A 23,238-nucleotide genomic window follows, 5' to 3' on the forward strand; every position below is an offset into this window, starting at 1 on the left:
GGGGGCGTGGTGGAGAGACTGAGCAGCGAAGTCCTTTCGTCGATCATCGGCGATATCTACGATTGCGTTTTGAATCCGGAAGGCTGGGCCGGGGTAATGATCCGGATCACGGAGGCTGTAGACGCAGCCTATACCACCGTCGCGCTTGCCAGCACTGCCGGCAATCATGGCCGCTTCGCGGCCCAATCGCCCTGGGATCCCGTGCAAATGCGCGTGCTCCAGGAGGACTATGACTTTGACGCAATTCCCGGACTGAAGGCCGCGGTTGTCGGCGACATCGACACACCCGTTGCGACGCTGTCGCATATGAGCGAAGCCGAACTCCAGCAGACGCCATTTTTCCAGAATTGGGCCAAACCGCAGGGATTGCGCGAAGCCTGCATCACCAAATTCGTCCATACGCCGGACCGGATCGGGCTCATGGGCTGCACTACGCGGGCCGACAGGGGAATCATATCAGCTGAAGAACAGCGCTTCCTGGCATTGCTCTCGCCGCACCTGCGCCGTGCGTCGCTGATTGGAGATCTGCTCGATCAGGCTCGCGTTACCGCCGACCTTTACCGCCAGGCGCTCGATCATCTCGCCGTGCCTGTCGTGCTTACCGGCGCCAACGGAGCAATCCTCCATGCGAATGGGGCTGCCGAACGGATGTTTTCGCTGCAAGGGCCCATTTTTTCCAGGAACGGTCTGCTCCAGGTGCAGAATTCGGCGGTGGCCCGCGCCCTGCTGGATGCAATCGCCAGTGCCGCGAGCGCGGATGCCTCGCTTGGCTCCCGCGGTATAGGCCTGCCCATTTCGGCCCCAGGTCAGCCCCCCGCCGTCGCCTATATATTGCCGTTGACCGAAGGAACCGCACGCGCTGCTTTCCGGCCCGCATGTGCCGCCGTCTTCATTTCGACCACGACGTCTTCTTCTCCACTCCCGGAAGCCGTTCTCGCCACTCTGTTCGACCTTACGCCCGCGGAGGCGCGGGTCCTGCTGCGCATCGGCAGCGGATTGTCCGCGTCGAAGAGCGCGCTGGCGCTCGGTGTCGGCGAAAACACTTTGAAGACCCACCTCAACCGCATCTTCGCCAAAACCGGTACGAGACGCCAAGCCGATCTCGTCAAACTCGTTTCGGACATAGGCACGCCGCTGGCAGCTCAGTGAAGGGCGCCGATCGCCGGGGACCCAACATCCTCGTCGACGCGCACCTCGATGAACGCGCGCCAGCCGTAGCGGGAATGGTTGCCGTCAGGCTCCGCGCTGGGCAGTGCCAGCTGGTGTCATTCGACTGAGGCTGAATGGCCACACCGGCCGAAAAAGCGTGGCATTGCATTTCAGGACAATTCGCGTGCGGCCCAGCCCAAGACACGTCCGACGGACAATGCGACATCGGGGCGGCGACAACACCGGATCTCCGCGAGGCATTCGCGGCGGGGACCACAACATTCTTGGGGCGGTAGACAACAATGAAAACTCTTCTTCTCGCAACGGCCTTGATTCTCGCGCCGCTCGGTATGGCGTGTGCGGCTGATATCAATGAGGTTTCGCCTGTTGCATCCGGCTACGACTGGTCCGGACTCTATGCCGGCGTCGACATCGGCTACGCGGCCGGAAAATCCAATCTGTTCATCGCCGGCGGCGGACTGGGCGGGGCCACCGATCTCAATGTCTCCACCGATCCGAACGGATTTATCGGCGGTGTCCATATAGGCGCCAATTACCAGATGGAGAACAGCTTCGTGATCGGCGCCGAGGCCGACATTGTGTACAGCAATATAGATGGGCTGACGGCCCTCGACGCCGGCGGCGGCGGTGTCACCACCTTGCTCAAGAGCGAACTCAAATGGTCGGGGTCGGCGCGGCTGCGGGCCGGCTATGCTTTCGATCGGACCTTGCCCTACATCACTGCCGGCGTCGCCGCGGCCAAGTATGAGCTTATTGCGGTCAGCGCCGGTGGCCCTGCCGCCGAAGTAACGCTCCACAGCGACAGCCATGTCGGCTGGACCGTTGGCGCCGGCATCGAGCACGCCTTCACCGACAAGTGGATCGCTCGAGCCGAATATCGCTACTCGGATTTCGGCAGCCAGGACCTCTCGGTAGCCGCCGGCCTGCCCACGGAAACCCATGTCGACCTCCAGACGCAGGATATCCGGGTCGGGCTCAGCTACAAGTTCTGATTGCTGGTGCTACAAATCTCCCTCGGGAGATGGCCGGCAGGCCAGGGGCGGCGGGGCTCGGCCTGCTGCCGCAGACGGGGTCGGCGCTCTACACGCGGCGACCCCCTCTGTTGCCTCTGGCGACATCTCCCTCGAGTGGGAGATCAGCCACCGCCCTCAGATTAGCTTCTCCAGTGTGATCGGCAGATCCCTGATCCTCTTTCCCGTCGCATGGAACACCGCGTTGGCAATCGCCGGCGCCACGCCGACAATGGCCAGTTCGCCGACGCCTTTGCCGCCGAGCACGGAGGAATGCGGGTCGGGGATACCGACCGAGATCACCTCGATGTCGGGAATGTCGGCGTTGGTTGGCACGAGATAGTCGGCGAGGTTGTTGTTGACGACGCGGCCGTGGCGGCGGTCGACGATGCCTTCTTCCAGCAGTGCCTGGCCGATGCCCATGATGATGCCACCCTTCCACTGGCTTTCGGCCAGCTTCGGGTTGTAGAGCCGACCCGAATCCAGCGCCGACACCACGCGCGACACGCGCACCGTGCCGAAATCCTCGTCGACGCGCACCTCGATGAAGTGCGCGCACCATGAGTGGCGGGAGTAGTCGCCCTCGGTGTGCGGCAGCGCCATGGCGATGGTGGTGTAGTTCTTGTAGCGATCCTCTGGCGTCGAGTTGGCCGGCATGGTATCGCCGGCGGCTTCGATATGGTCGCGGCCGACGCTTGTGAGCAGCTCGGCGATCGAGACATTGGGGCCGTCGCCGCGCGGCGAGGCGATGCGGCCATTGGCGACGACCAAAGTGTTCGCCTGCAGCGCATGGAAGGGCGAGCGCGGGTCGCTGATCGCCAGCCCGACCAGTTGGTCCAGCGCCGAGGTCGCCGCCTTATGGACCGCGCCGGTCATGACGCCGGCAAGCCGCGAACCGCCGGTGACGCCGGCGCGGGGGAAACGGGAGTCGCCGAGCTTCACCACCACGTCGTCGGCTCGCACGCCGACCGTTTCGGCGGCGGTCTGCGCCAGGATGGTGTACGTGCCTTGGCCCATGTCGATCGAGGAGCTCTCGACCTCGACCGAGCCGTCCGCCAGGATGCGCACGATCGCCTCGCCATAGGCGCGCCGCACCGGATAGGTGCCTGCCGCTACGCCCCAGCCGATCAGCTGATTGCCGTCGCGCATCGAGCGCGGTTCGGGCGAGCGCCTGGCCCAGCCGAAGCGCTCCGCGCCTGCGGCAAAAGCCTCGCGCAACTGTCTGGTCGACCAGGCTTTCTTGGCATGCGGGTCCTGTTCGGCATAATTTCTCAGCCGGATCTCCAGGGGGTCGATGCCGACCTCGTAGGCGAGTTCGTCGATGGCGCTTTCGATGCCGAAGGCCGAAGGGTTTTCGCCCGGCGCGCGCATGGCGCCCGGCACCACCGAATTGACCCGCACGACATTCTGCCTGGAGGAGAAATTCGGCGTCGCGTACATGATCGAGATGACCGATCCGAGCGGCTCGACCCACATGCCGTCCATCGACGTCTCGTTGATGCCACGATGCACGATCGACTGGATTTTTCCTTGCGCGTCGGCGCCAATCGTCACCGTCTGGCGCGTCGCCGCGCGGCCACCATAGCCGGTAAAGGTCTGCGGCCGCGTCATCACCAGGCGCACCGGCCGGCCGAGCATTCTGGCGGCACATGCGGCCACCGCGCCATGGCTGAGCGCCAGCGCCTTGGAGCCGAAGCCACCGCCAATATAGGGCGAGACCAGCCGCACATTCTCGAACGGCACGCCGAACCATTCGGCATAGGTGCGCGCCATCCCGTCCAGCCACTGGCTCGGCTCCCATACGGTGAGCTTATCGCCTTCCCAGCGCGCGATCAGCCCATGCGGCTCCATCGGCGCCTGGTATTCGCGCGGCGTGTTGTAGGCGGCGCAGATCCGGACCGGTGCCGACGCGAACGCACCTTGCGCATCGCCCCATTCCTTGGTCATGGCGTCGATCGGGATGCCGTCGCCGGCCTTGGCATCGCTGAGGTCGACGATGGCAGGCGTCTCGTCATAGCTGACCTTGACCAGTGCTGCCGCCGCCACCGCCTGTTCGAAGGTCTCGGCGACGACAGCGGCGACATGCTGGCCCGAAAAAGTGATGTCGCGCGCAAGCGGGCAATAGGGCTTGTCGGGCGGCGGTGTGCCGAACCAGTCCGCCGCGGTCCTCAGGCTGATGATGGTGTCCGGCGTCAGCACCTGCAGCACGCCGGGCGCCGCCTCGGCGGCAGTTGTGTCGATCGAGCGCACCTTGCCAGATGCAATCGTGCTTTCGACCAGCACGGCGTGGGCGAGGCCTTCGAGCTGCTGCTCGACGGCGTATTTCGCCGCACCGGTGATCTTGGCCGGGCCGTCGACGCGAGACAGCCGACCGCCGACGGCTTCGGCAAAAGCGCCGTCGGACGCATCCCCATGCCTGATGTTGTGAACGGTCATGCCGTCTCTCCCAATTTGAGGATGGCGCGGGCGACGACGCGCGGCGCAAGCTCGATCTTGTAATGGTTGGCGCCATGGTCGACGGCGCCTTTGACAGCGAGCAGGCTGGCGGCGTGGACCGCGCCCGGCTCCAGCACCTTGCCCTTCAGCGCGTCCTCCACGGTCCGCGCCCGCCATGGTTTCGTCGCGACACCGCCGAGTGCGACGCGCAGATCGCGGATGGTGCGCCCGTCAGCCTCGAATTCGATACCGACAGCCGCACTTGCGGCGGCAAACTCATAGGATTGCCGATCGCGGGTCTTGAGATAAGTCGACCGCCGGGCAGCGGCCGAGCCGGGGATTTCGATCGCGGTGATCATCTCGCCCGGTTCGATGGCGTGCTCCCTGTCGGGGGTGCTGCCGGGCAGCAGGAAAAAGTTGTCGACCGGGATCTGGCGCTCGCCGAGATGGACTGTTGCGTCGAAGGCGACCAGCGCCACGGCGAGGTCGCCCGGATACATGGCGATGCAGGCCTCGCTGGTGCCGAGCACGGCATGGCCACGGGTAACGCCGCCGATCTCCGAACAGCCAGAGCCGGGCTCGCGCTTGTTGCAGGCGGAAAAATTCGCCGGGTCGCGGAAATAGGGGCAGCGCGTGCGCTGCATCAGATTGCCGCCGATGGTTGCCATGTTGCGGATCTGCGCGGAAGCCGCCTGCCACAGGGCTTCCGACACCGCAGGAAAGCGGCTCTTGATGTCGGCATGGTCGGCGACATGGCTCATCCTGGCCAGCGCGCCGATGGTGGCGCCGCGTTCGTCCACCTCGATGCTGTCCAATCCCTTGAGATGAGCGATGTCGACCAGTGTCTCGGGCTCGGCGACGCCGCATTTGGCGAGATCGATCAGCGTGGTGCCGCCGGCCAAGAGCATGGCGCCGGGCAGGGCGGCCGCCTGGCGTGCCGCATCGACCGAGCTGGCGCGAAAATAGGAAAAGTCCCTCATGATGCGACCTCCAAGGCGGCTTGGCGAATGGCGGCGACGATGTGCGGATAGGCGCCGCAGCGGCAGAGATTGCCTGCCATGTATTCGCGGATCTCGTCGTCGGAGCCGGCATGGCCCTCACGGATGCAGGCGACCGCCGACATGATCTGGCCCGGTGTGCAATACCCGCACTGGAAGGCATCCTGTTCGAGGAAGGCAGCCTGCACGGGATGCATTTCGCCCTCCCGTGCAAGCCCCTCTATGGTGGTGACGGTGCGGCCTTCGACTTGCGCCGCCAGCGTCAGGCAGGCCAGCATGCGCTCGCCATCGACATGCACGGTGCAGGCGCCACACTGGCCGTGGTCGCAGCCCTTCTTGGTGCCGGTCAGGCCGAGCCGGTCGCGCAAGGCGTCGAGCAGCGTCACACGCGGCTCGATGTCGAGCCGGTGAAGGTGGCCGTTGATGTCGAGATGGACGGGGATCGTTGTTTTCGTCATGGGCATCTGGCTCCAGTTGCTTGACGCGAAGTCGTTGATCTCATGTTGGGCCGGCGAGGATCTAACGCCCGCTGTCCGGCCCTTCGCTGTCGCTCCGGACCCTTCGGGCGTTCAGCCCTTTAAAAAGGTCCACTGGACCTTTTGATCCGCCCGAAGGCGGACCGGGCCTTCACAGTTCGTCGGACGGGAGCCAAGCAATTGGCTTCCCGTCCGCTACGCGGACCACTCCTCACCCCAGCAGGTCCTCGATGCGGATCGGAAAGCGCCGCGGCCGCACGCCGGTCGCATGCCAGACTGCATTGGCGACGGCGCCGGCCGTGCCGGTAATGCCGATTTCGCCGACACCCTTGATGCCGAGTGCGTTGACATGAGGGTCGTCCTCGTGGACCAGCAGCGCCTCGACCGACGGAACGTCGGCATTCACCGGGACATGATATTCGGCGAGGTTGGCATTCTGGATCCGGCCAGAGCGCCGGTCGGTGATGGCTTCCTCATGCAGCGCGAACGAGACGCCCCAGATCATGCCGCCATAATACTGGCTGCGCACCAGCCTGGGATTGATGACCCGTCCGGCGGCGAACGCGCCGACCAGCCTTGTGACGCGGATCTGGCCGAAATCCGGATCGACCTTCACCTCGGCGAACACGGCGCCATGCGCGTGCTTGGCATAGGTTTCCTGGGATGCCGGGTCGGGAGCGCCCTTGCCATGGCCCTCGATCTCGCTGAGGCCCGCGCGTGTGAGGATCTCGGCATAGCTTTCACCGCGGCTTTCATCGTCGCGCCGATAGAGGCGGCCGCCGCGCGCCAGCACGCCTTCATTGCCGGCGCCGTAGAGCGGTGAGTGCTCGTCACCGGTGGCGAGATCGGCGAGCCTGGCGATGACGGCGGCGCCGGCATTGTGGATCGCCATGCCGGCCGTCGCCGTGTGGCCGGAGCCGCCGGCAATGCCTGCATTGGGCAGATCGGAACTGCCGGCCCTGAAATCGACTTGGTCGATATCCAGTCCCAGCCCGTCGGCGGCGATCTGGGCAAAGGCCGTCCAGGCGCCTTGCCCCATGTCCTGCGCGCCGGTCTCCATCAGGCCGCTGCCATCGCTTCTCAGCACGGCGCGGGCCTCGGCCTGGAACATCAGGGCCGGAAACGTCGCCGTGCCCATGCCCCAGCCGGTCAGGAAACCGTCCGCGTCGCGCATCAGCCGGGGCTGAAGCGGGCGGCTCGCCCAGCCGAACGTCTCGGCCGCTTGCCTGTAGCACTCGCGCAGCGCCTTGGAGGAAAACGGCTTGCCGGTCATCGGCTCGACCTCGGCATAGTTCCGCAGCCGGAACTCCAGCGGGTCCATGCCGCAAGCGTGTGCCGCCTCATCGATGGCGCTTTCGAGTGCGATCGAGCCGGTGGCTTCGCCGGGCGCCCGCATGAACAGCGGCGTACCGGTGTCCAACCGTACCGCATCGTGCGAGGTGGCGATGGCCGGGCTGGCATAGAGCGTGTGCGAGGCATCCGCCGCCGGTTCGAAGAAATCGTCGAACGTGCTCGACGCAGTCTTGGCGTGATGGTCGAGTGCCGTCAGCCGCCCTTCGCCATCCATGCCCATGCGCAGCGTCTGGCGTGTCGGCGCACGGTGGCCGACCGGGCCGTACATCTGCTCACGCCGCAGCACCAGCTTGACCGGACGGCCGACGAGGCGCGCCGCCAGAATGCCGAGCACCTGCGGCCCGGAGATCATGCCTTTCGAGCCAAAGCCGCCACCCAGGAACGGGCTCCGGATGTGGACGTTTTCCGGCGCGATGCCGAACAGGCCGGCGATGCGGCCCTGCGCCATGGCAAGGCCCTGACTCGGCGTGTCGATCGACAGTGTGTCGCCATCCCAGGCGACGACGATCGCATGAGGCTCCATGGCGTTGTGGTACTGGGCCGGCGTCTCGTAGGTGGCCTCTATCCGCGTCTTTGCGGATTTGAGGCCGGCCTCGACATCGCCCTTGTGCTGCACCGCCGGACCGCCGACACCGACACCGCGCGGCACGAAGCTTTCAGCGCCGTCGAGGCCAACGCGCGCTGGCAGCACTTCATAGCGCGGCGACAGCAGCGCCGCCCCCTCGGTCGCCGCCTCCAGCGTCTCGGCGATCACCACGGCGATGCTCTGGTTGGGGTAGCGGACCTGATCGTTTTGCAGCAGGTCGAGCCGGAACATGAAGGGATGGTCCTTGGCATCCGGATCGGCGGCGAGCGCCGGCCGGTTCTTGGGCGTCATCACCTCGACCACGCCCTGGTGCGCCTTGGCCGCCTCGATATCCAGCGCGGCAACGCGGCCGCGCGCGATGCTAGAGACAGCGAGCACGGCGTAAAGCATGCCGGGCGGATGGTTGTCGGCGGCATAGCGCGCGGCTCCGGTGACTTTCAGAAAGCCGTCGCGACGGGTCAGCGGCTGGCCGATGCTGGAGCCCTGCCGGGCATGGGCGGGTTGCTGGTTGAGGCTGAGTTCAAGCGTCATGGCGCGCTCCGGGAATGTTCGAGAACGGGGAGGCAGGAAGGGCAGGCAGCCGCTCGGGCGTTCCCGCCTGGGCAGACATCAGCGCCCTGACCACGATGCGTCGGGCAAGCTCGATCTTGAACGCATTGTCGCCGGATGGGCTGGCATCGGCCAGGGCGGCCTCCGCCGCGCTGGCGAAGTTCACCTCGTTGGCGTCCGCGCCAAGCAGGACGGCTTCCGCCGTTCGTGCCCGCCACGGCTTGGCCGCGACGCCGCCCAGCGCCAGCCTTGCGGCGCGGATCTTGCCGTCATCGACGACGAGCGCTGCCGCGGCCGATACGACGGCAAAAGCATAAGAGGTGCGTTCGCGGACTTTCAGGTAACGGGCATTGGCGGAGAAGGAGGCCGCCTCCGCCGGCAGGCGCACTGCCACGATCAGGTCGCCGGGCTCCAGCGCATTCTCCCGTTGCGGCGTTTCGTCGGGAAGCCGGTGGAATTCCTCCAGCGTCACATGGCGCCGGCCCTTCTTGCCCTCGATCTCGACCACCGCATCGAGCGCCACCAGCGGCACGCAGAAGTCCGACGGATGGGTGGCGATGCAGGCATCGCTCCAGCCGAGCACGGCGTGCAGGCGGTTCTCGCCTTCCAGCGCGTCGCAGCCGGCGCCAGGCTCGCGCCTGTTGCAGGCGCTGGCGGTATCGTAGAAATAGCTGCAGCGCGTGCGCTGCAACAGATTGCCGCCGACGGTCGCGGCGTTGCGAAGCTGAGCCGAAGCGCCCGACAGCAGCGCCTCGGCCACCGCCGGATAGGATTTGGCGAACGCCGGATCGTAGGCAAGGTCGGCATTACGAACCAGCGCACCGATGCGCAGGCCACCATCGTCCAGCCGTTCGATGCGGTTGAGCTCCGGCAACCGGGAAATGTCGACGACACGCTCGGGACTGGTGATGCCGCCTTTCATCAGGTCGAGCAGATTGGTGCCGCCGGCGAGATAGGCCGAACCCGGCTCGGCTGCCGCGGCGATGGCGTCGGGGATGGTGGCGGGCCTGATGTAGTCGAAGTCTCTCATGCCGCGGTCCTCCGGTCGGCTTTGACAAGCTGTTGCTGGGCTTCCAGGACGGCCTCGACGATGCCGCCATAGGCCGCGCAGCGGCATATGTTGCCGCTCAGCCCCTCGCGGATGCGTTCGGGATCGTCGCCGGCCTGTCCCTCGGCGATCAGGCCGAGCGTGCTCATGATCTGGCCGGGCGTGCAGAACCCGCACTGGAAGCCGTCATGGGCGATGAAGGCGGCCTGCACAGGATGCAGTTCCTCGCCGTGGGCGACGCCTTCGATGGTCAAGACTTGGGCGCCGTCATGGCTGACCGCCAGCGCCAGGCACGAGTTGATGCGCTTGCCGTCGACCAGCACCGTGCAGGCGCCGCACTGGCCGCGATCGCAGCCCTTCTTGGTGCCCGTGAGATCGAGCCGCTCGCGCAGCAGGTCGAGCAGGGTTACGCGTGGATCGACCTCCAGTTCGTGTTTGTGTCCGTTGATGGTGAGGGTGATGGGAAGGCTGGTCATGGGCGTCTGGCTCCAGTTGCTTGACGCGGATGGGATTGAACTGGTGCCTTGCCGCAGAAGGGCAAGGTAACCGTTCGGTCAGGTCTTGACGGCGAAAGCGGAGATGGCAGCGGGTCTCCCGCGAGGCAGGCGGGCAGGGGAGATGTCGGCTTGCGTGTTCGAAAGACGTGACATACCGGTTCCCCTGATTATATGATAAAGGTGCTCCACTAAAACGGAGGCGCCTCCGTTTATTACGTGGTGGCTGACCCGGCCGGGTTCAAGCCCCCCTGACACGATGTGGAGAAAAAATTGGCCAGCGAGCCGTCCGCCATTGCTGAACAGAAGGCCGAGGCCGTAGACGCAAAGCCGCTGCGCGCCGATGCGCGGCGCAACCGCGACCGGCTGGTCGAGGTGGCGGTGTCAGTCTTTGCCGAGCGCGGCATCGATGGCTCGCTGGAGGAGATCGCGCGCCGCGCCGGCGTCGGCATCGGCACGCTCTACCGGCATTTCCCGACGCGCGAGCATCTGGTCGAGGTGGTCTATCGCCGCGAGGTGGAGGCGCTGTGCGCGGCCGCCGGCGAGCTTGCCCAAAAACATCCGTCCGATGTCGCGCTGGAACAGTGGATGCAGCGCTTCGTCGACTACATCGCCACCAAGCGCGGCCTGGCGACCAGCCTGCGCATTGTGCTCACCACCAATTCGACGCTGTTTTCCGACACGTTCGGCCGGGTGTCGCAAGCCTTGCGACGACTGGTCGAGGCGGCGGTGGCCGACGGCACCATCCGCGGCGACGTCGACGCTTCCGACGTGCTGCACGCGCTGGGCGGCATCTATTCAGCGCCCGACACCCCCGAATGGCGCGACCGCTCGCGCCGGCTGGTCAAGCTGTTGATGGACGGGTTGCGGTTCGGGGCTGCAAAGGCACAATGAAGCGACGAGATTCCGGCGGTGCAAAACCACACCTGTCGATAAGTTGAGGGGACCCGATGTATGTAGGCCGTTCCTACAAAATAGTGGATTTCGCGCTCTGGTCGCGGCGCAGCGTCATCTACATGGTGGTGGTGAGCGGACTGGCCGTGGCGGCCTACCGTTTTCCGGGCATCGCCGGGTTCTCGGTGCCATGGTCGGTGGTGCTGGTGCTTGGCACCACCGTATCACTCGTTGCCGGGTTCAAGAATTCGCAGGTGTTCACCCGCAGCAGCGACGCGCTGCAGGCTTTTACGCAAATTACGGCCAGCAGCCGGTTGTGGTCCAATTTCTGCAGGGATTTCCTCGACGCGCCGACGGCCAGACAGCTCATCTATCGCCACATCGCCTGGATGACGGCATTGCGTTTTTCTCTGCGCCGGCCGATGCCATGGGAATCCATGGCGCGGGCCGCCAATATCGAATACCGGCGGCGCTACCGTATCCACGAGGATGCGAGCTCGGTCGCCGACGAGCTGCGTCCACTGCTCGCCGAACAGGCCGAGGACGTCCTGAAATCGCCCCAGCCGGCGATAGCCCTGCTCGAACTGCAATCTGTCCAGGTCAATGCGCTGTTCAAGGACACAAAGCTCCCTCCTCAGATCTATGGCGAACTGACCAAGCTGATCCGCGACTTCCATGACCAGCAGGCGCGCTGCGATCGCATCAAGAACAATCCCTATCCCAGGCAATACGCCATCGTCAGTTCGATGTTCGTGATGATCTTCTGCACGCTGCTGCCATTCGGGGTCGTTCCCGTCTTTGCCGATATGGGCAAACTGGGTGGCGCGCTCGGGTCGATCGCAATCTGGCTGACGATCCCGTTCAGCACGCTGCTGGGCTGGGCTTACATGTCCCTCGACCAGGTCGGCGAAAGCAGCGCCAACCCATTCGAGGGCAACGCCAACGACGTTCCGATCTCGCAGATATGCCGCGACATCGAGATCGAGTTGCGCAGCGGGCTCGGTGAGGCCGACCTTCCCAAGCCCCTGCTGCCGGTCAACGATATCGCGACCTAGGCAGAATCACGACGAAGGCACGGACCCGACGGTCCCCTTCATCGTGCTGCTGGTGGAGAGTGCTCAAACTTCAAGGCAGACCTTGCCGAAATGCTTTTGGGATTCGTAGTGCGCGAAGGCGGTGGCGATGTCCTGCAGCGGAAAATGGCGGTCTATGACGGGCTTCAGCCTGATAGCCTCTATCGCCCGGATCATATCCTCCTGGTCGGCCCGGCTGCCGATGGAAATGCCGCTGATGCGGATCTGGCTGGAAAACAGGGCGGGGATAGACACTTCCGCCGCAAAGCCGGTCAGGACGCCGACCAGCGCGATATGCGCGCCCGTGCTGCAGGCCGCAATGGACTGCGCCAGCGTGGCGGGTCCGCCGACCTCGATCACGTGATCGACGCCGCGTCCGTCGGTCAAATCCCTGGCCTTGCGGCCCCAGTCCGGGACGGACTTGTAGTTGATGATGGCGTCGGCTCCGAGGCGCTTGAGCCGCTCCAGCTTCTGCTCGTCGGATGAGGTGGCGATGACCCTGGCGCCGGCGGCTTTGGCGAATTGCAGCGCGAACAGCGATACACTGCCCGAACCGAGGACCAGCACCGCGTCGCCCGGCCTCACCTTGCCGCACACAACCAGGCCGCGCCAGGCAGTAACGCCGGTGCAGGTGAGCGACGCCGCCTCGACATGCGTATAGCCTGTCGGTGCCCTGGTGAAAGCGTGCGCCGGCATGCAGACATACTCGCTGGCGAAGCCGTCGAAACTGTCTCCCGGAATATCGCGCCGGGTCGAGGGCGTCATGTCGCCGCCCAGCCACCAGGGATAGAAGACGCTGACGACGCTGTCTCCGGGCTTGAATGCATCGACACCGTCGCCAAGGGCAATCACCTCGCCGGCGCCGTCGGAGAGCGGAACACGGCCGTCGGCGAGAGGCATCTTGCCTTGCACGGCAAAGTCGTCGCGCATGTTCAACGCGCAGGCCCCGATCCTGACCAGCACCTCGCCCGGCCTTGGCTGGGGCGGATCTTCCTCGACCAGGTCGAGATTGCCCAAGCCGCCCGGCGCTCTCAGCCTGACCAGTCTCATTGTCTTCTCCGATGTGTGGGGTGTTTGGAATTGGAACGGCGCGCTGCGCCTAGCGGACCTGCCTGCCGGAAATCACCCGCAGCCAGGGCGCCAGATGGAATGCGCTCATCAGCAGATACATCGCGGCCATACCCGTGAGGGGCGAGGCGTCGGTGCCCATGCACTGCATGGCCGCATCGCCGCTGAAGATGCAGGTGAGCAGCGCCATCACGGCGAAGGTCGGTGCCGCGGCAAGGCAAAGCCAGTCGGCCAGCCCGAGGGTGGTCGCTTCCGGGATCGTGCTGCCGGCACCTGTGTGAATATCGCTCATGGTCTTGATCCCTGATGATTATGCCAGCCACGACAGGTTCCTCTCCTCACGGAGCGGGGAGAGGAACCCAGGCTGGACAACCGTTACTACTCGCCCTTGTCGCGGAACGCCGCCTCGCCGGCAGCAGACACTTCTTCCCATTTCTTGTCGGCACCGGCGTCGTAATTGTCGTGCCAGTTCCACCAGGAGTAGAGCGGGGTCTGCGGATAGCCTTCGGGCGAATCCTCCCAAATTTCCTGGCGGCCGAGCGGCGTCGCGTCGAGATAGCTCCAGACAGTGCCCATCGCCTCGTCGCCGCGGCTGTTGATCAAGTAGGTGCGGAAGATGCGGTCGCCGTCATGGATGAAGACGTTGTGGCCGTGCCATTCGTCGACGCTGAAGTCCTTGTCGAAACTGTCGGTGATTGTGTACCACGGCATCTCCCAGCCCATCCGCTGCTTCAGCCGCGCAATGTCGGCCTGCGGGGCACGTGAAGCGTAGGCAAGCGTGGTGTCGCGGGCATTGAGATGGGCGAGGTGGCCGACCTGGTCGGCGCCAAGGGAACAGCCGCGGCACGCGTGATCTGGCCAGCCATGCACGCCTGGCTCGAAGAAGGCGCGATAGACGATCAACTGGCGGCGGCCTTCGAACAGATCGAGCAGGCTCGCCTTGCCGTTCGGCCCCTCAAACACATAGGCCTTGTCCACTTCCATCCAGGGCATGCGCCGGCGCTCGGCGGCCAATGCGTCCTTGGCGCGCAGCGTTGCCTTTTCCTTCACCAGCATCTGTTCGCGGGCGGCTTCCCAGTCCTGCCGCGAAACGATCGGCGGGGTCTTCATTGCGATGTGCTTGGTCATTGGTCGTTTCCTTTGCCAGTCTGTTGTCGCGCTGTTGCGACGTGTGGCTGCTTGCCGTGAGCTAGAATAGGGCGGTCAATCGCGGGGGTGGGAGTTACAAGTGTGACGGGATTTGAAAGAGCCGGCCCGCCGCAGCAGGGGTGGCGCATCCGCTCGGTACCCCCGACAGTGTCGTTCATCGCGTGGTTCTCCCTTGTTGTGCCGCTGCCGATACGGCTTGCTGGTTGGCGGCCATGACTTAAGTTAGGGCGCTGAGCGCTGGGGGTGGGAGTTACAAGTGTGACGGGATTTGAATGGACTCGCTGATCACCGCGGCTGGACTGGCGTTGGCGGCAGGTGATCCGCTTGGCGCGCTGGACCGCGTTGCCTTGCGTGAGGATGCGCCGGCGCTGGCGCTGCGCGGCATTGCGATGGCGCAGCTCGGCGATCTTGATCGCGCCAAGGCGCTGCTGCGGCGGGCCGCGCGTGGCTTCGGCCCCAAAGAAGCGGTAGCGCGTGCCAGATGCGTTGTTGCCGAGGCCGAGATCGCGCTGGTCTCACGGGATCTCGGCTGGCCGGCCAAGGCTTTGGATGCGGCGCGGGCGACGCTGGAAAAGCATGGCGACCGGCTGAACGCCGCGCATGCCGGCCACCTCAAGGTGCGGCGTCTGCTGCTGATCGGCCGTCTCGATGAGGCTGAAGACGTGCTGGCCGGGCTCGATCCGATGCCGCTTCCACCGGCCTCGAGGGCCGCGCACGAGCTCGCCGTTGCCGGCATCGCGATGCGGCGCCTCAAGACGAAGCCGGCGCGCAGGGCGTTGGAGTGGGCACGCCACGCCGCCCGCCGGGCCGGCATTGCGGGCCTGATGGCAGAGGTCGACAGCGCTTTCCTGGCGCTGGACACGCCGGCGGCGCGGCTGATCGTAGGTGGTGGGCAGCGCCCCTTGCTGCTCGAGGAGGTCGAGGCGCTGCAGGCGTCGCCGGCGCTGCTGGTCGATAGCTTTCGCTACGTCGTGCGCCAACAGGAGAAAGCGGTCTCGCTGGCAACGCGCCCGGTGCTGTTTGCGCTGGCCCGTACGCTCGCCGAAGCGTGGCCAGGCGATGTGTCGAGGGCGAGGCTGATCGCTGAAGCCTTCGGCGGCAGGCACGCCGATGAATCGCATAGGGCGCGGCTGCGGGTCGAGATCGGCCGGTTGCGCACCGAATTGCGCGGGCTGGCCGACATCGGCGCGACCAGCCAGGGCTTCGCGCTGGCGCCGCGCCAGGCACGCGAGGTGGTGGTGCTGGCCCGGCCGATCGAGGAGCGGCACGCGGCGGTGCTGGCTTTCCTTGCCGATGGTGAATCTTGGGCATCCTCTGCGCTGGCGCTGGCGCTCGGTACCGGCCAGCGCAGTGTGCAGCGGGCGCTGGAGCAGCTTGGCGAGGCCGGCAAGGTGCAGTTTTTCGGTCACGGCCGGGCGCGCCGCTGGATGATGCCGCCGGTGGCGGGATTCACGACCACCTTGTTACTCCCGGCCCCGCTGCCGAGTGGTTAGTAATGGACATCAGACCATCTCAGTGAGGACAAGGACATGAAACAGTCAGCAGCCGAAATCCTGCGCGAATACGGACCCTTTCCAGATGTGGAGAGGGTGCATGGGGTGAGCTTTGACGGCAACAACGTCTGGTTTGCATCGGGCGAGAAGCTGAACGCCTTCGATCCGGAAAGCGGGCAGGCGCTGCGCTCGATCGATGTCGCGGCGCATGCCGGCACCGCCTGGGACGGCCAGCATTTCTTCCAGCTTGCCAATGACCGCATCCAGAAGATCGACCCAGATACCGGCCAGGTGCTGGCCACCATCCCGGCGCCCGGCGGCGGCGCCGACTCCGGGCTGACCTGGGCCGAAGGGACACTGTGGGTGGGGCAATACCGCGAGCGCAAGATCCATCAGATCGACCCGGAGACGGGGGCGATCCTGCGCACCATCGAATCCAACCGCTTCGTCACCGGGGTGACCTGGGTCGAGGGCGAGCTGTGGCACGCCACCTGGGAAGGCGAGCAGAGCGACCTGCGCCGCGTCGATCCGCGATCAGGCAAGGTTCTGGAGAAGCTCGACATGCCGGCCGGCATGGGCGTGTCGGGGCTGGAATCCGATGGCGGCGACCGCCTCTATTGCGGCAGCACTTCGGCCGGTGTGGTGCGGGCGGTGCGCCGGCCGCGATGAGATTGCGGCTGACGCCGAGATCACGGCTGCAGACGCACTTCACACGGCAATTTGTCCGCCGTCGGGTGGTCGTCGCACCCTGTCGGACCTAGATAGGCTGTGCACCGGGCAGAACGCCCGGACCCGCTTTGCAAAGGATCCCCCATGCCCGAACAGATTGCATTGAACGACGGCTCCGCCATTCCCCAACTCGGCCTTGGCGTGTGGCAGGTCGACCAGGATATTACCGCCGAGGTGGTGGGTTGGGGCATCGAGGCCGGCTATCGCCTGATCGACACCGCCGAAGGCTACCAGAACGAGGAAGGGGTCGGAAAGGCGATCCGCAGCGCCAGCGTGTCGCGGGCTGAGCTGTTCATCACCTCGAAACTGCGCAACGGCGCACACCAGCGCGATGCGGCGCTACGCGCCTTCGATGACACCATGGCCAAGCTCGGCATTGAGCAGATCGACCTGTTCCTGATCCACTGGCCTGTGCCCAGCCAAGACAAATATGTCGAGGCCTGGAAGACGCTGGTCGAACTCCGGCAGGCCGGCCGCATCAAGTCGATCGGCGTTTCGAATTTCAACCCGGACCATCTGGAGCGGATCATCGCGGAAACCGGCGTGACGCCCGTCGTCAACCAGATCGAGCTGCATCCCCAGTTCCAGCAACGCGGTGTCAGGGACTTTCACACCAAGCACGACATCCGTATCGAAAGCTGGAGCCCGTTGGGCAGCGGCCGGCTGCTCGGCGATCCGACCATTGCAGGCATCGCCAAAAAACATGGCAAGTCCGTCGCCCAGGCGATCATCCGCTGGCATCTCCAGGAGGGGCTGATCGTCATTCCAAAGTCGATCCGCCGGGATCGCATCGCCGCCAATTTCGATGTCTTCGATTTCGAACTGGATGCGCAGGACCTGCAGACGATCCGCGGCATGGATTCGCCCGAAGGCCGCAACGGGCCCAACCCCGCCACGGCCGCGTTCCTGTTCTGAGAGGAGCAGGTTAGAGACGCCAACCGTGGAGTTGCCAATCTCCGGCCTCTCCGCGCTCTTAAATCCCGGACCCATCCAGCTGCTGGGCGTCTTCGCCTTCCCACGGCGCCGGCATCGACGCGCGGCTGAGGTTGGCCGTCGGCAGCGGCATCCAGCACTTTAGTTCCGGGTCAGCGTATTCGATAACGCGCCCGGGCGAGGAGTCCGATGCGCGCCAGCCTTCCGAGGCGAACTGGTCGGCGCGCGACCAATAGGCGAGGTCGACTTCCGCCGGCCCCTGTTCGGACGGGCGCACCGTGACCAGGATCCGGCTGCCATCCTTCGGCGCCGTCGACATGTGCCGCCACCGTTCGGGCTCGTCCATCGCATTTCTCCTCGTACTCCTAGCGTTGGATGGAGTGTCGCCTCGTGGTCCGAAGGGGTCAACCCAAAGTTTCAGTCAGGCATCGGCTGATGACCCTGCAGACGGTGCCTGCACAGTTGTGCGCAACACGCCGCAGGCGGTCATGCGCGCTCGACGGGCCGTGGCCCAGTTGATAAGCCCGTCTGCGAAGGAGCGCCTGAGTCGAGATGACCGTTGCGATCGAGATGGGACAGACGACCGCAGGCGCCCCGGCGAAGCTGGATCTTGAGGAGTTGCTCGCGACGCGCCTTTTGGTGCAGGGCAATTCAGGCTCCGGCAAGTCGCATCTGTTGCGGCGCCTGCTGGAGCAGAGCGCGCCCTGGGTGCAGCAGACCATCATCGATCCCGAGGGCGACTTCGTTTCGCTGGGCGACCGTTACGGCCATCTGGTGATCGATGCCGAGCAGCATACCGAGCGCGGCCTGCAGGCGGCCGGCGAGCGGGCGCGCATGCATCGCGTCTCCACCGTGCTCAATCTCGAAGGGCTCGACGCCGAGAACCAGATGCGGCGTGCCGCCGCCTTCCTCGGCGGGCTGTTCGAGGTCGCCCGTGACCACTGGTACCCGATGCTGGTGGTGGTGGATGAGGCGCAGCTGTTCGCGCCAGCGGTGGCCGGAGAGGTGTCGGACGAAGCGCGAAAGCTCTCGCTCGGCGCCATGACCAATTTGATGTGTCGTGGCCGCAAGCGCGGGCTGGCCGGCATCATTGCCACCCAGCGGCTGGCCAAGCTCGCCAAGAACGTCGCAGCCGAGGCGTCCAATTTTCTCATGGGCCGCACCTTCCTCGATATCGACATGGCGCGTGCCGCCGATCTTCTGGGCATGGAACGGCGCCAGGCGGAAGCGTTCCGCGATCTGGAACGCGGACAGTTCATGGCGCTCGGTCCGGCGCTGTCGCGCCGTCCGCTGGGGCTGCGCATCGGCCCGACCGACACCAGCCCGCGCAACGGCACGCCGCGGCTGATGGCGATGCCGGAATCCGCGCTGGAAGACGCACGCGCGATCATCCTGGCGGCGCCGCCGCCCGAGACGGTGCGCACGCCGCGCCGCCCGGCGTCGCCGGACCTGCTCGACCAGCTGATGGCGGCCAAATCGGCGGCACTGGAAATGCGTCCCGAGCCGGCGGAGCCGCAAGTCAGCGCCGAGGATCTGGCCGAGCGCCGCGAGCGCGTCGACCGTGTGCTGCGCGCCATCCTGGCGCAGCCCGATGCGGGTTTTCGCGTGATCGGCGTGCTCTATCAGGAATTCGTGGTCCGCTGCCGCATAGAAGGCCTCGCGTCGGTCGTGCCCGACCTGCCGGAGTTCCGCCGCATGCTGACACGCGCCCGTGCCGGCCTTGGTTCCGAGACGACGCAGGATGACGCGTGGCGGGACGTTTCTGTCCGCGCGTCGCTGCTGCCCGACGACATGCAGGGCGTGTTCATGATGATCGCCCGTGCGGCGAAAGAGGGCTGGCCGTGCCCGAGCGACGCCGCGATCGCCCGCGCCTACGGCTCGCACTCGCTGCGCCGCGCCCGGCGCCTCTTAACCTATATCGAGGAGCAGGGGCTCATCGTCTGCCAGCTCGACGGGACAGGCCGGCGCACCGTGACGCTGGTCGAATTGGCTTGGGCCACCGCACCGGGAGATCCGAATGCCGAGGAGGTGGAGCAGGGGAGCCTGGCGCTGTGAGGCGGGGCGGGCGCTTTGAGCGAATGTGGTGATAGGCTTTTTTCAGTCACCGTCATCGCGGCCAATTTTTGATGGCAACGGTGAAATCGCCGACGCCGAAATGCGCCGTGCAGCGCTTGCGTTTCGCTGGCGCTCACCGGTTCGCCCCGATCACCCACTGTTCCTGGTCGACGAGCGTGCCGGTCATCGGCCCGGCAGCATCCGAAAGCAGGAAGACGGCGAGGTTGGCGATGTCGCTCGTCGAGAACAGGCGGCCGAAGGGTTGCGAGGCGTTCGCGGCATCGAGCCAGCCCGGCCCGTTGCCCAGCGTGTCGGCCTGCATGGCACGTTCGGCCGGCGTGTCGGTCCAGCCGACATTGATGCCGTTGACGCGGATGCGATCGAAGCGATGGGCGTTGGCGGCGTTCTTGGTCAGCGTGGCCAGCGCGCCCTTGCTGGCGGAATAGACGGCGAGCTCCGGCGAGCCGCAATGGGCGTTGATCGACAGGATGTTGACGATGGCGCCGCCCTGACCGCGCTTCTTCATGTCGGCGATGGCCGCCTGCATGAGGAAGAACGGCGCCCGCGCGTTAACGGCCAACAGCGAGGCCCAGCCGTCGAGATCGGCATCGAGGAACGAGGCCCGGTCGGTCAGCCCTGCGGCGTTGACCAGCGCATCGATGCGGCCGAAGCGCTCGATGCACGCTTGCGCCAAAAGGGCAGGGGCGGCCGGGTCGGCGAGGTCGGTGGCGACGAAGAGCGTTGGTGTGCCAAGCTGCGAAAGCTCCGCCGCCACCGCATCGCCGCGGGCCTTATCACGCCCGGTGACGAGCAGGCCGCCGGCGCCGGAACGCGCCAAGGTCTCGGCGATGGCGCGGCCAATGCCTTGCGTCGAGCCGGTGACCAGCGCCACCTTGCCGTTGAGCTGAAGCTCCATTCCTCTCCCCCGCATCGCATCTGGTTTCAGGCTAGCGCGGCACGATCGTTTTACAACATGGAAATTGGAAATTTGGGAGGGGAGGCTGTTGGCTGTCGCGCTGCGTGGGGCCGGCGAGAGCCTGCCCTAACGCCGCCGCTCCAGGCGAAGCAGGAGCGGCGGCCGTCGCAAAGACCCTAGTGGACCGTGATGATGCCCTCGACGGCCCGCCATTCCGAAGGCTGGATGAGCCGGTGATGAGCAACGCGGACCGAGTGCAGCGGGCCGTCGAGCTCGCGCTCCCAATATTGGAGAAAGCCCTTGAGCTCGGGAAAGGCCGGAGCGAGATCATAGTCCTGCCAGACATAGAGCTGAAGCAGGCTCGGATGATCGGGCAGGTGATAGTGGATTTCGGCCGTCGTCAGGCCATAACCTTCCATTTGCAGGCGGAATTCGCTGCTGACCGTATCGACCATGTCTTTCTCCTTCTCTCTCCGTTCAGGCATCCGCCTGAACTCGCCCGATGCCAGGCCGGTCTGCCGGTCCCTCTACAAACAAACTCCGCGAGAAGGTCAGGGGTTCCGAGAATAGTCGCGCCATAACAGTGCCTTGGCCTTTTTTCTGCTCGATGTAAAAATTTTTTGGCGGGGCTCTTGAAACCGAAAAACGGCAAAACTAGCTCGATATGCGCCCGCGATGCCTGACGAAGGGTCGCGGCGTTCCGCATCGGTCCGATATTGCCGGTTCGGTGCGGAGGAACCTCAAAAACCTGTTTGTCCACGAGGAGAACGACATGGCGTTCCGTCCATTGCATGACCGTATTCTGGTCCGCCGCCTTGAAGCCGAGGAGAAGACCTCCGGCGGCATCATCATCCCCGATACCGCAAAAGAAAAACCGCAGGAAGGCGAAGTGCTCGCCGTCGGTCCCGGCGCGCGCGACGACAGCGGCAAGCTTGTCGAACTCGATGTCAAGGTCGGCGATCGCATCCTGTTCGGTAAATGGTCCGGCACCGAGATCAAACTCGGCGGCGAGGACCTGCTCATCATGAAGGAAAGCGACGTGATGGGTGTCATCGATGAGATCGCCGAAGTGAAGAAGGCCGCCTGACGGCTTCTTCGTATCCAACCAGTCAACGAATGCTGCCTAGATAGAGGAGTGATCCAATGGCTGCCAAAGAAGTGAAATTCCATACCGAAGCGCGCGAGAAGATGCTGCGCGGCGTCGACATCCTTGCCAATGCGGTGAAGGTGACGCTCGGACCCAAGGGGCGCAATGTCGTCATCGACAAGTCATTCGGCGCGCCGCGCATCACCAAGGATGGCGTCACCGTCGCCAAGGAGATCGAACTGGAGGACAAGTTCGAGAATATGGGCGCCCAGATGGTGCGCGAGGTGGCCTCCAAGACCAACGACCTTGCCGGCGACGGCACGACGACCGCAACCGTGCTTGCACAGGCGATCGTCAGGGAAGGGGCCAAGGCGGTTGCCTCGGGCATGAACCCGATGGATTTGAAGCGCGGCATCGACAAGGCGGTCGATGCGGTGGTCGCCGAGCTGAAGACCAATGCCCGCAAGGTCACCCGAAACGACGAGATCGCACAGGTCGGCACAATCTCCGCCAATGGCGATGCCGAGATCGGCCGTTTCCTCGCCGAGGCGATGGAGAAGGTCGGCAATGAAGGCGTCATTACGGTGGAAGAGGCCAAGACCGCCGAGACCGAACTGGAAATCGTGGAAGGTATGCAGTTCGACCGCGGCTATCTCTCGCCCTATTTCGTCACCAACCAGGACAAGATGCGCGTCGAACTCGACGAGCCTTATGTGCTGATCCACGAGAAGAAGCTCTCCAATCTGCAAGCGATGCTGCCCGTGCTCGAAGCCGTGGTACAGTCGGGCAAGCCGCTCCTAATTATCGCCGAGGATGTGGAAGGCGAGGCGCTTGCCACGCTGGTCGTCAACAAGCTGCGGGGCGGCCTCAAGGTCGCGGCTGTCAAGGCGCCAGGCTTCGGCGACCGCCGCAAGGCCATGCTGGAAGACATCGCTATTCTCACCGGCGGCACCGCGATCTCGGAAGATCTCGGCATCAAGCTGGATAATGTGACGCTGCAGATGCTGGGCCGCGCCAAGAAGGTGGTGATCGAGAAGGAAAACACCACCATCGTCGACGGCGTCGGCCGCAAGGAAGAGATCCAGGGCCGTGTCGCACAGATCAAGGCGCAGATCGAGGAGACCACCTCCGACTACGACCGCGAAAAGCTGCAGGAGCGGCTGGCCAAGCTCGCCGGCGGCGTTGCGGTGATCCGGGTCGGCGGCTCGACCGAGGTCGAGGTCAAGGAGCGCAAGGACCGCGTCGACGATGCGCTGCATGCGACCCGCGCGGCCGTCGAGGAGGGCGTGCTGCCCGGCGGCGGCGTCGCGTTGCTGCGGGCAGCAAAGGCGCTCGATACCGTGCAGACCGACAATGCCGACCAGAAGACTGGTGTCGACATCGTGCGCCGTGCCATCGAAACGCCGGTCCGGCAGATCGCCGAGAATGCCGGCGCCGAAGGCTCGATCATCGTCGGCAAGCTGCGCGAGAAAACCGAATTCGGCTGGGGCTGGAACGCCCAGACCAACGAATTCGGCGATCTCTACGGCCAGGGCGTCATCGACCCGGCCAAGGTGGTCCGCACCGCTCTCCAGGACGCGGCATCGGTCGCCGGCCTGCTGGTGACCACGGAGGCGATGGTGGCCGAGAAGCCGAAGAAGGAAGCCGCCGCCCCGGCAATGCCCGCCGGCGCCGGCATGGACTTCTGAGGTCGCGGCCAATCCGCCCGCTCCCCTGGCGGG

General features: G+C 65.4%; 22 protein-coding genes. 10 read left to right on the plus strand and 12 right to left on the minus strand.

Annotation, left to right across the window (positions count from 1 at the left end; genetic code table 11):
- The first annotated feature begins 6 nt into the window (after nucleotides 1-6).
- Nucleotides 7-1,149, plus strand: coding sequence for a helix-turn-helix transcriptional regulator (locus NKJ04_RS07565; protein WP_352674168.1), 1,143 nt, complete (start codon nucleotides 7-9; stop codon nucleotides 1,147-1,149).
- A 302-nt stretch (nucleotides 1,150-1,451) separates the two neighbouring features.
- Nucleotides 1,452-2,162, plus strand: coding sequence for an outer membrane protein (locus NKJ04_RS07570; RefSeq protein WP_023814333.1), 711 nt, complete (start codon nucleotides 1,452-1,454; stop codon nucleotides 2,160-2,162).
- A 156-nt stretch (nucleotides 2,163-2,318) separates the two neighbouring features.
- Here the strand turns inward: NKJ04_RS07570 and NKJ04_RS07575 are convergent, their stop codons facing one another.
- From NKJ04_RS07575 to NKJ04_RS07600, 6 genes are all read right to left on the minus strand, one after another.
- On the minus strand, nucleotides 2,319-4,616 hold the full coding sequence (locus tag NKJ04_RS07575; protein WP_352674170.1) for a xanthine dehydrogenase family protein molybdopterin-binding subunit: 2,298 nt from the start codon (nucleotides 4,614-4,616) through the stop codon (nucleotides 2,319-2,321).
- Complete coding sequence (locus NKJ04_RS07580) at nucleotides 4,613-5,596, minus strand: FAD binding domain-containing protein (RefSeq protein WP_352674172.1); 984 nt, start codon at nucleotides 5,594-5,596, stop codon at nucleotides 4,613-4,615. The genes NKJ04_RS07575 and NKJ04_RS07580 overlap by 4 nt, the downstream gene beginning before the upstream one ends.
- Nucleotides 5,593-6,072, minus strand: a complete 480-nt coding sequence (locus NKJ04_RS07585; RefSeq protein WP_352674173.1) for a (2Fe-2S)-binding protein — start codon at nucleotides 6,070-6,072, stop codon at nucleotides 5,593-5,595. Before NKJ04_RS07585 ends, NKJ04_RS07580 begins: the two co-directional genes overlap by 4 nt.
- A 229-nt stretch (nucleotides 6,073-6,301) precedes the next feature.
- Nucleotides 6,302-8,560 carry a xanthine dehydrogenase family protein molybdopterin-binding subunit gene (locus NKJ04_RS07590; protein WP_352674175.1) on the minus strand — a complete coding sequence of 753 codons (2,259 nt, stop codon included), beginning with the start codon at nucleotides 8,558-8,560 and terminating at the stop codon, nucleotides 6,302-6,304.
- The gene (locus NKJ04_RS07595; protein ID WP_352674177.1) at nucleotides 8,550-9,608 is read right to left on the minus strand and encodes an FAD binding domain-containing protein; all 1,059 of its coding nucleotides are present in this window, start codon (nucleotides 9,606-9,608) and stop codon (nucleotides 8,550-8,552) included. The genes NKJ04_RS07590 and NKJ04_RS07595 overlap by 11 nt, the downstream gene beginning before the upstream one ends.
- The gene (locus tag NKJ04_RS07600; protein ID WP_023814339.1) at nucleotides 9,605-10,102 is read right to left on the minus strand and encodes a (2Fe-2S)-binding protein; all 498 of its coding nucleotides are present in this window, start codon (nucleotides 10,100-10,102) and stop codon (nucleotides 9,605-9,607) included. Before NKJ04_RS07600 ends, NKJ04_RS07595 begins: the two co-directional genes overlap by 4 nt.
- A 291-nt stretch (nucleotides 10,103-10,393) precedes the next feature.
- On the opposite strand from NKJ04_RS07600, the gene NKJ04_RS07605 reads away from it, so the two are divergent.
- Both NKJ04_RS07605 and NKJ04_RS07610 read left to right on the plus strand, forming a co-directional pair.
- The gene (locus NKJ04_RS07605; RefSeq protein WP_024501664.1) at nucleotides 10,394-11,014 is read left to right on the plus strand and encodes a TetR/AcrR family transcriptional regulator; all 621 of its coding nucleotides are present in this window, start codon (nucleotides 10,394-10,396) and stop codon (nucleotides 11,012-11,014) included.
- Between the two features lie 56 nt (nucleotides 11,015-11,070).
- Nucleotides 11,071-12,069, plus strand: a complete 999-nt coding sequence (locus NKJ04_RS07610; RefSeq protein WP_352674179.1) for a bestrophin family protein — start codon at nucleotides 11,071-11,073, stop codon at nucleotides 12,067-12,069.
- A gap of 63 nt (nucleotides 12,070-12,132) precedes the next feature.
- Here the strand turns inward: NKJ04_RS07610 and NKJ04_RS07615 are convergent, their stop codons facing one another.
- The 3 genes from NKJ04_RS07615 to NKJ04_RS07625 form a co-directional block, all read right to left on the minus strand.
- Complete coding sequence (locus NKJ04_RS07615; protein ID WP_352674180.1) at nucleotides 12,133-13,137, minus strand: zinc-dependent alcohol dehydrogenase family protein; 1,005 nt, start codon at nucleotides 13,135-13,137, stop codon at nucleotides 12,133-12,135.
- Nucleotides 13,138-13,186: 49 nt separating this feature from the next.
- Nucleotides 13,187-13,447: a hypothetical protein gene (locus NKJ04_RS07620; protein ID WP_127297078.1), complete on the minus strand. Its 261-nt coding sequence runs from the start codon at nucleotides 13,445-13,447 to the stop codon at nucleotides 13,187-13,189.
- A gap of 86 nt (nucleotides 13,448-13,533) precedes the next feature.
- Nucleotides 13,534-14,283: a DUF899 domain-containing protein gene (locus NKJ04_RS07625; RefSeq protein ID WP_352674181.1), complete on the minus strand. Its 750-nt coding sequence runs from the start codon at nucleotides 14,281-14,283 to the stop codon at nucleotides 13,534-13,536.
- Between the two features lie 293 nt (nucleotides 14,284-14,576).
- Between NKJ04_RS07625 and NKJ04_RS07630 the strand changes: the two genes are divergently transcribed.
- From NKJ04_RS07630 to NKJ04_RS07640, 3 genes are all read left to right on the plus strand, one after another.
- A complete protein-coding gene (locus NKJ04_RS07630; RefSeq protein WP_352674182.1) occupies nucleotides 14,577-15,797 on the plus strand; it encodes a helix-turn-helix domain-containing protein in 1,221 nt (406 codons plus the stop codon).
- A gap of 36 nt (nucleotides 15,798-15,833) precedes the next feature.
- The gene (locus NKJ04_RS07635) at nucleotides 15,834-16,466 is read left to right on the plus strand and encodes a Vgb family protein (protein ID WP_352674183.1); all 633 of its coding nucleotides are present in this window, start codon (nucleotides 15,834-15,836) and stop codon (nucleotides 16,464-16,466) included.
- A 144-nt stretch (nucleotides 16,467-16,610) separates the two neighbouring features.
- A complete protein-coding gene (locus NKJ04_RS07640; protein ID WP_352674184.1) occupies nucleotides 16,611-17,441 on the plus strand; it encodes an aldo/keto reductase in 831 nt (276 codons plus the stop codon).
- A 58-nt stretch (nucleotides 17,442-17,499) separates the two neighbouring features.
- Here the strand turns inward: NKJ04_RS07640 and NKJ04_RS07645 are convergent, their stop codons facing one another.
- The gene (locus NKJ04_RS07645; protein WP_013530714.1) at nucleotides 17,500-17,805 is read right to left on the minus strand and encodes a hypothetical protein; all 306 of its coding nucleotides are present in this window, start codon (nucleotides 17,803-17,805) and stop codon (nucleotides 17,500-17,502) included.
- A gap of 206 nt (nucleotides 17,806-18,011) precedes the next feature.
- Here NKJ04_RS07645 and NKJ04_RS07650 point away from each other — a divergent pair, with 206 nt between their 5' ends.
- On the plus strand, nucleotides 18,012-19,514 hold the full coding sequence (locus NKJ04_RS07650) for an ATP-binding protein (protein ID WP_128307828.1): 1,503 nt from the start codon (nucleotides 18,012-18,014) through the stop codon (nucleotides 19,512-19,514).
- Between the two features lie 133 nt (nucleotides 19,515-19,647).
- Here NKJ04_RS07650 and NKJ04_RS07655 read toward each other — a convergent pair whose 3' ends face one another.
- Nucleotides 19,648-20,430, minus strand: a complete 783-nt coding sequence (locus NKJ04_RS07655; RefSeq protein ID WP_352674185.1) for an SDR family oxidoreductase — start codon at nucleotides 20,428-20,430, stop codon at nucleotides 19,648-19,650.
- A 176-nt stretch (nucleotides 20,431-20,606) separates the two neighbouring features.
- A complete protein-coding gene (locus tag NKJ04_RS07660; RefSeq protein WP_031214047.1) occupies nucleotides 20,607-20,885 on the minus strand; it encodes an usg protein in 279 nt (92 codons plus the stop codon).
- 317 nt (nucleotides 20,886-21,202) lie between these two features.
- On the opposite strand from NKJ04_RS07660, the gene NKJ04_RS07665 reads away from it, so the two are divergent.
- Complete coding sequence (locus NKJ04_RS07665; protein WP_128305759.1) at nucleotides 21,203-21,517, plus strand: co-chaperone GroES; 315 nt, start codon at nucleotides 21,203-21,205, stop codon at nucleotides 21,515-21,517.
- Nucleotides 21,518-21,573: 56 nt separating this feature from the next.
- Entirely contained in the window at nucleotides 21,574-23,205 is a 1,632-nt protein-coding gene (groL, locus tag NKJ04_RS07670; protein WP_352674186.1) for a chaperonin GroEL, read from the plus strand.
- Nucleotides 23,206-23,238 lie beyond the last annotated feature (33 nt).

Source organism: Mesorhizobium sp. M0618 (genome assembly GCF_040320765.1).
Taxonomy (GTDB): domain Bacteria; phylum Pseudomonadota; class Alphaproteobacteria; order Rhizobiales; family Rhizobiaceae; genus Mesorhizobium.

Coding starts and splice junctions, on each gene's coding strand:
- NKJ04_RS07570 (WP_023814333.1), top strand. CDS start 1,452: ATGAAAACTCTTCTTCTCGCAACGGCCTTGATTCTCGCGCCGCTCGGT.
- NKJ04_RS07575 (WP_352674170.1), bottom strand. CDS start 4,616: ATGACCGTTCACAACATCAGGCATGGGGATGCGTCCGACGGCGCTTTT.
- NKJ04_RS07580 (WP_352674172.1), bottom strand. CDS start 5,596: ATGAGGGACTTTTCCTATTTTCGCGCCAGCTCGGTCGATGCGGCACGC.
- NKJ04_RS07585 (WP_352674173.1), bottom strand. CDS start 6,072: ATGACGAAAACAACGATCCCCGTCCATCTCGACATCAACGGCCACCTT.
- NKJ04_RS07590 (WP_352674175.1), bottom strand. CDS start 8,560: ATGACGCTTGAACTCAGCCTCAACCAGCAACCCGCCCATGCCCGGCAG.
- NKJ04_RS07595 (WP_352674177.1), bottom strand. CDS start 9,608: ATGAGAGACTTCGACTACATCAGGCCCGCCACCATCCCCGACGCCATC.
- NKJ04_RS07600 (WP_023814339.1), bottom strand. CDS start 10,102: ATGACCAGCCTTCCCATCACCCTCACCATCAACGGACACAAACACGAA.
- NKJ04_RS07610 (WP_352674179.1), top strand. CDS start 11,071: ATGTATGTAGGCCGTTCCTACAAAATAGTGGATTTCGCGCTCTGGTCG.
- NKJ04_RS07615 (WP_352674180.1), bottom strand. CDS start 13,137: ATGAGACTGGTCAGGCTGAGAGCGCCGGGCGGCTTGGGCAATCTCGAC.
- NKJ04_RS07620 (WP_127297078.1), bottom strand. CDS start 13,447: ATGAGCGATATTCACACAGGTGCCGGCAGCACGATCCCGGAAGCGACC.
- NKJ04_RS07625 (WP_352674181.1), bottom strand. CDS start 14,283: ATGACCAAGCACATCGCAATGAAGACCCCGCCGATCGTTTCGCGGCAG.
- NKJ04_RS07630 (WP_352674182.1), top strand. CDS start 14,577: ATGGACTCGCTGATCACCGCGGCTGGACTGGCGTTGGCGGCAGGTGAT.
- NKJ04_RS07635 (WP_352674183.1), top strand. CDS start 15,834: ATGAAACAGTCAGCAGCCGAAATCCTGCGCGAATACGGACCCTTTCCA.
- NKJ04_RS07640 (WP_352674184.1), top strand. CDS start 16,611: ATGCCCGAACAGATTGCATTGAACGACGGCTCCGCCATTCCCCAACTC.
- NKJ04_RS07645 (WP_013530714.1), bottom strand. CDS start 17,805: ATGGACGAGCCCGAACGGTGGCGGCACATGTCGACGGCGCCGAAGGAT.
- NKJ04_RS07650 (WP_128307828.1), top strand. CDS start 18,012: ATGACCGTTGCGATCGAGATGGGACAGACGACCGCAGGCGCCCCGGCG.
- NKJ04_RS07655 (WP_352674185.1), bottom strand. CDS start 20,430: ATGGAGCTTCAGCTCAACGGCAAGGTGGCGCTGGTCACCGGCTCGACG.
- NKJ04_RS07660 (WP_031214047.1), bottom strand. CDS start 20,885: ATGGTCGATACGGTCAGCAGCGAATTCCGCCTGCAAATGGAAGGTTAT.
- NKJ04_RS07665 (WP_128305759.1), top strand. CDS start 21,203: ATGGCGTTCCGTCCATTGCATGACCGTATTCTGGTCCGCCGCCTTGAA.
- groL (WP_352674186.1), top strand. CDS start 21,574: ATGGCTGCCAAAGAAGTGAAATTCCATACCGAAGCGCGCGAGAAGATG.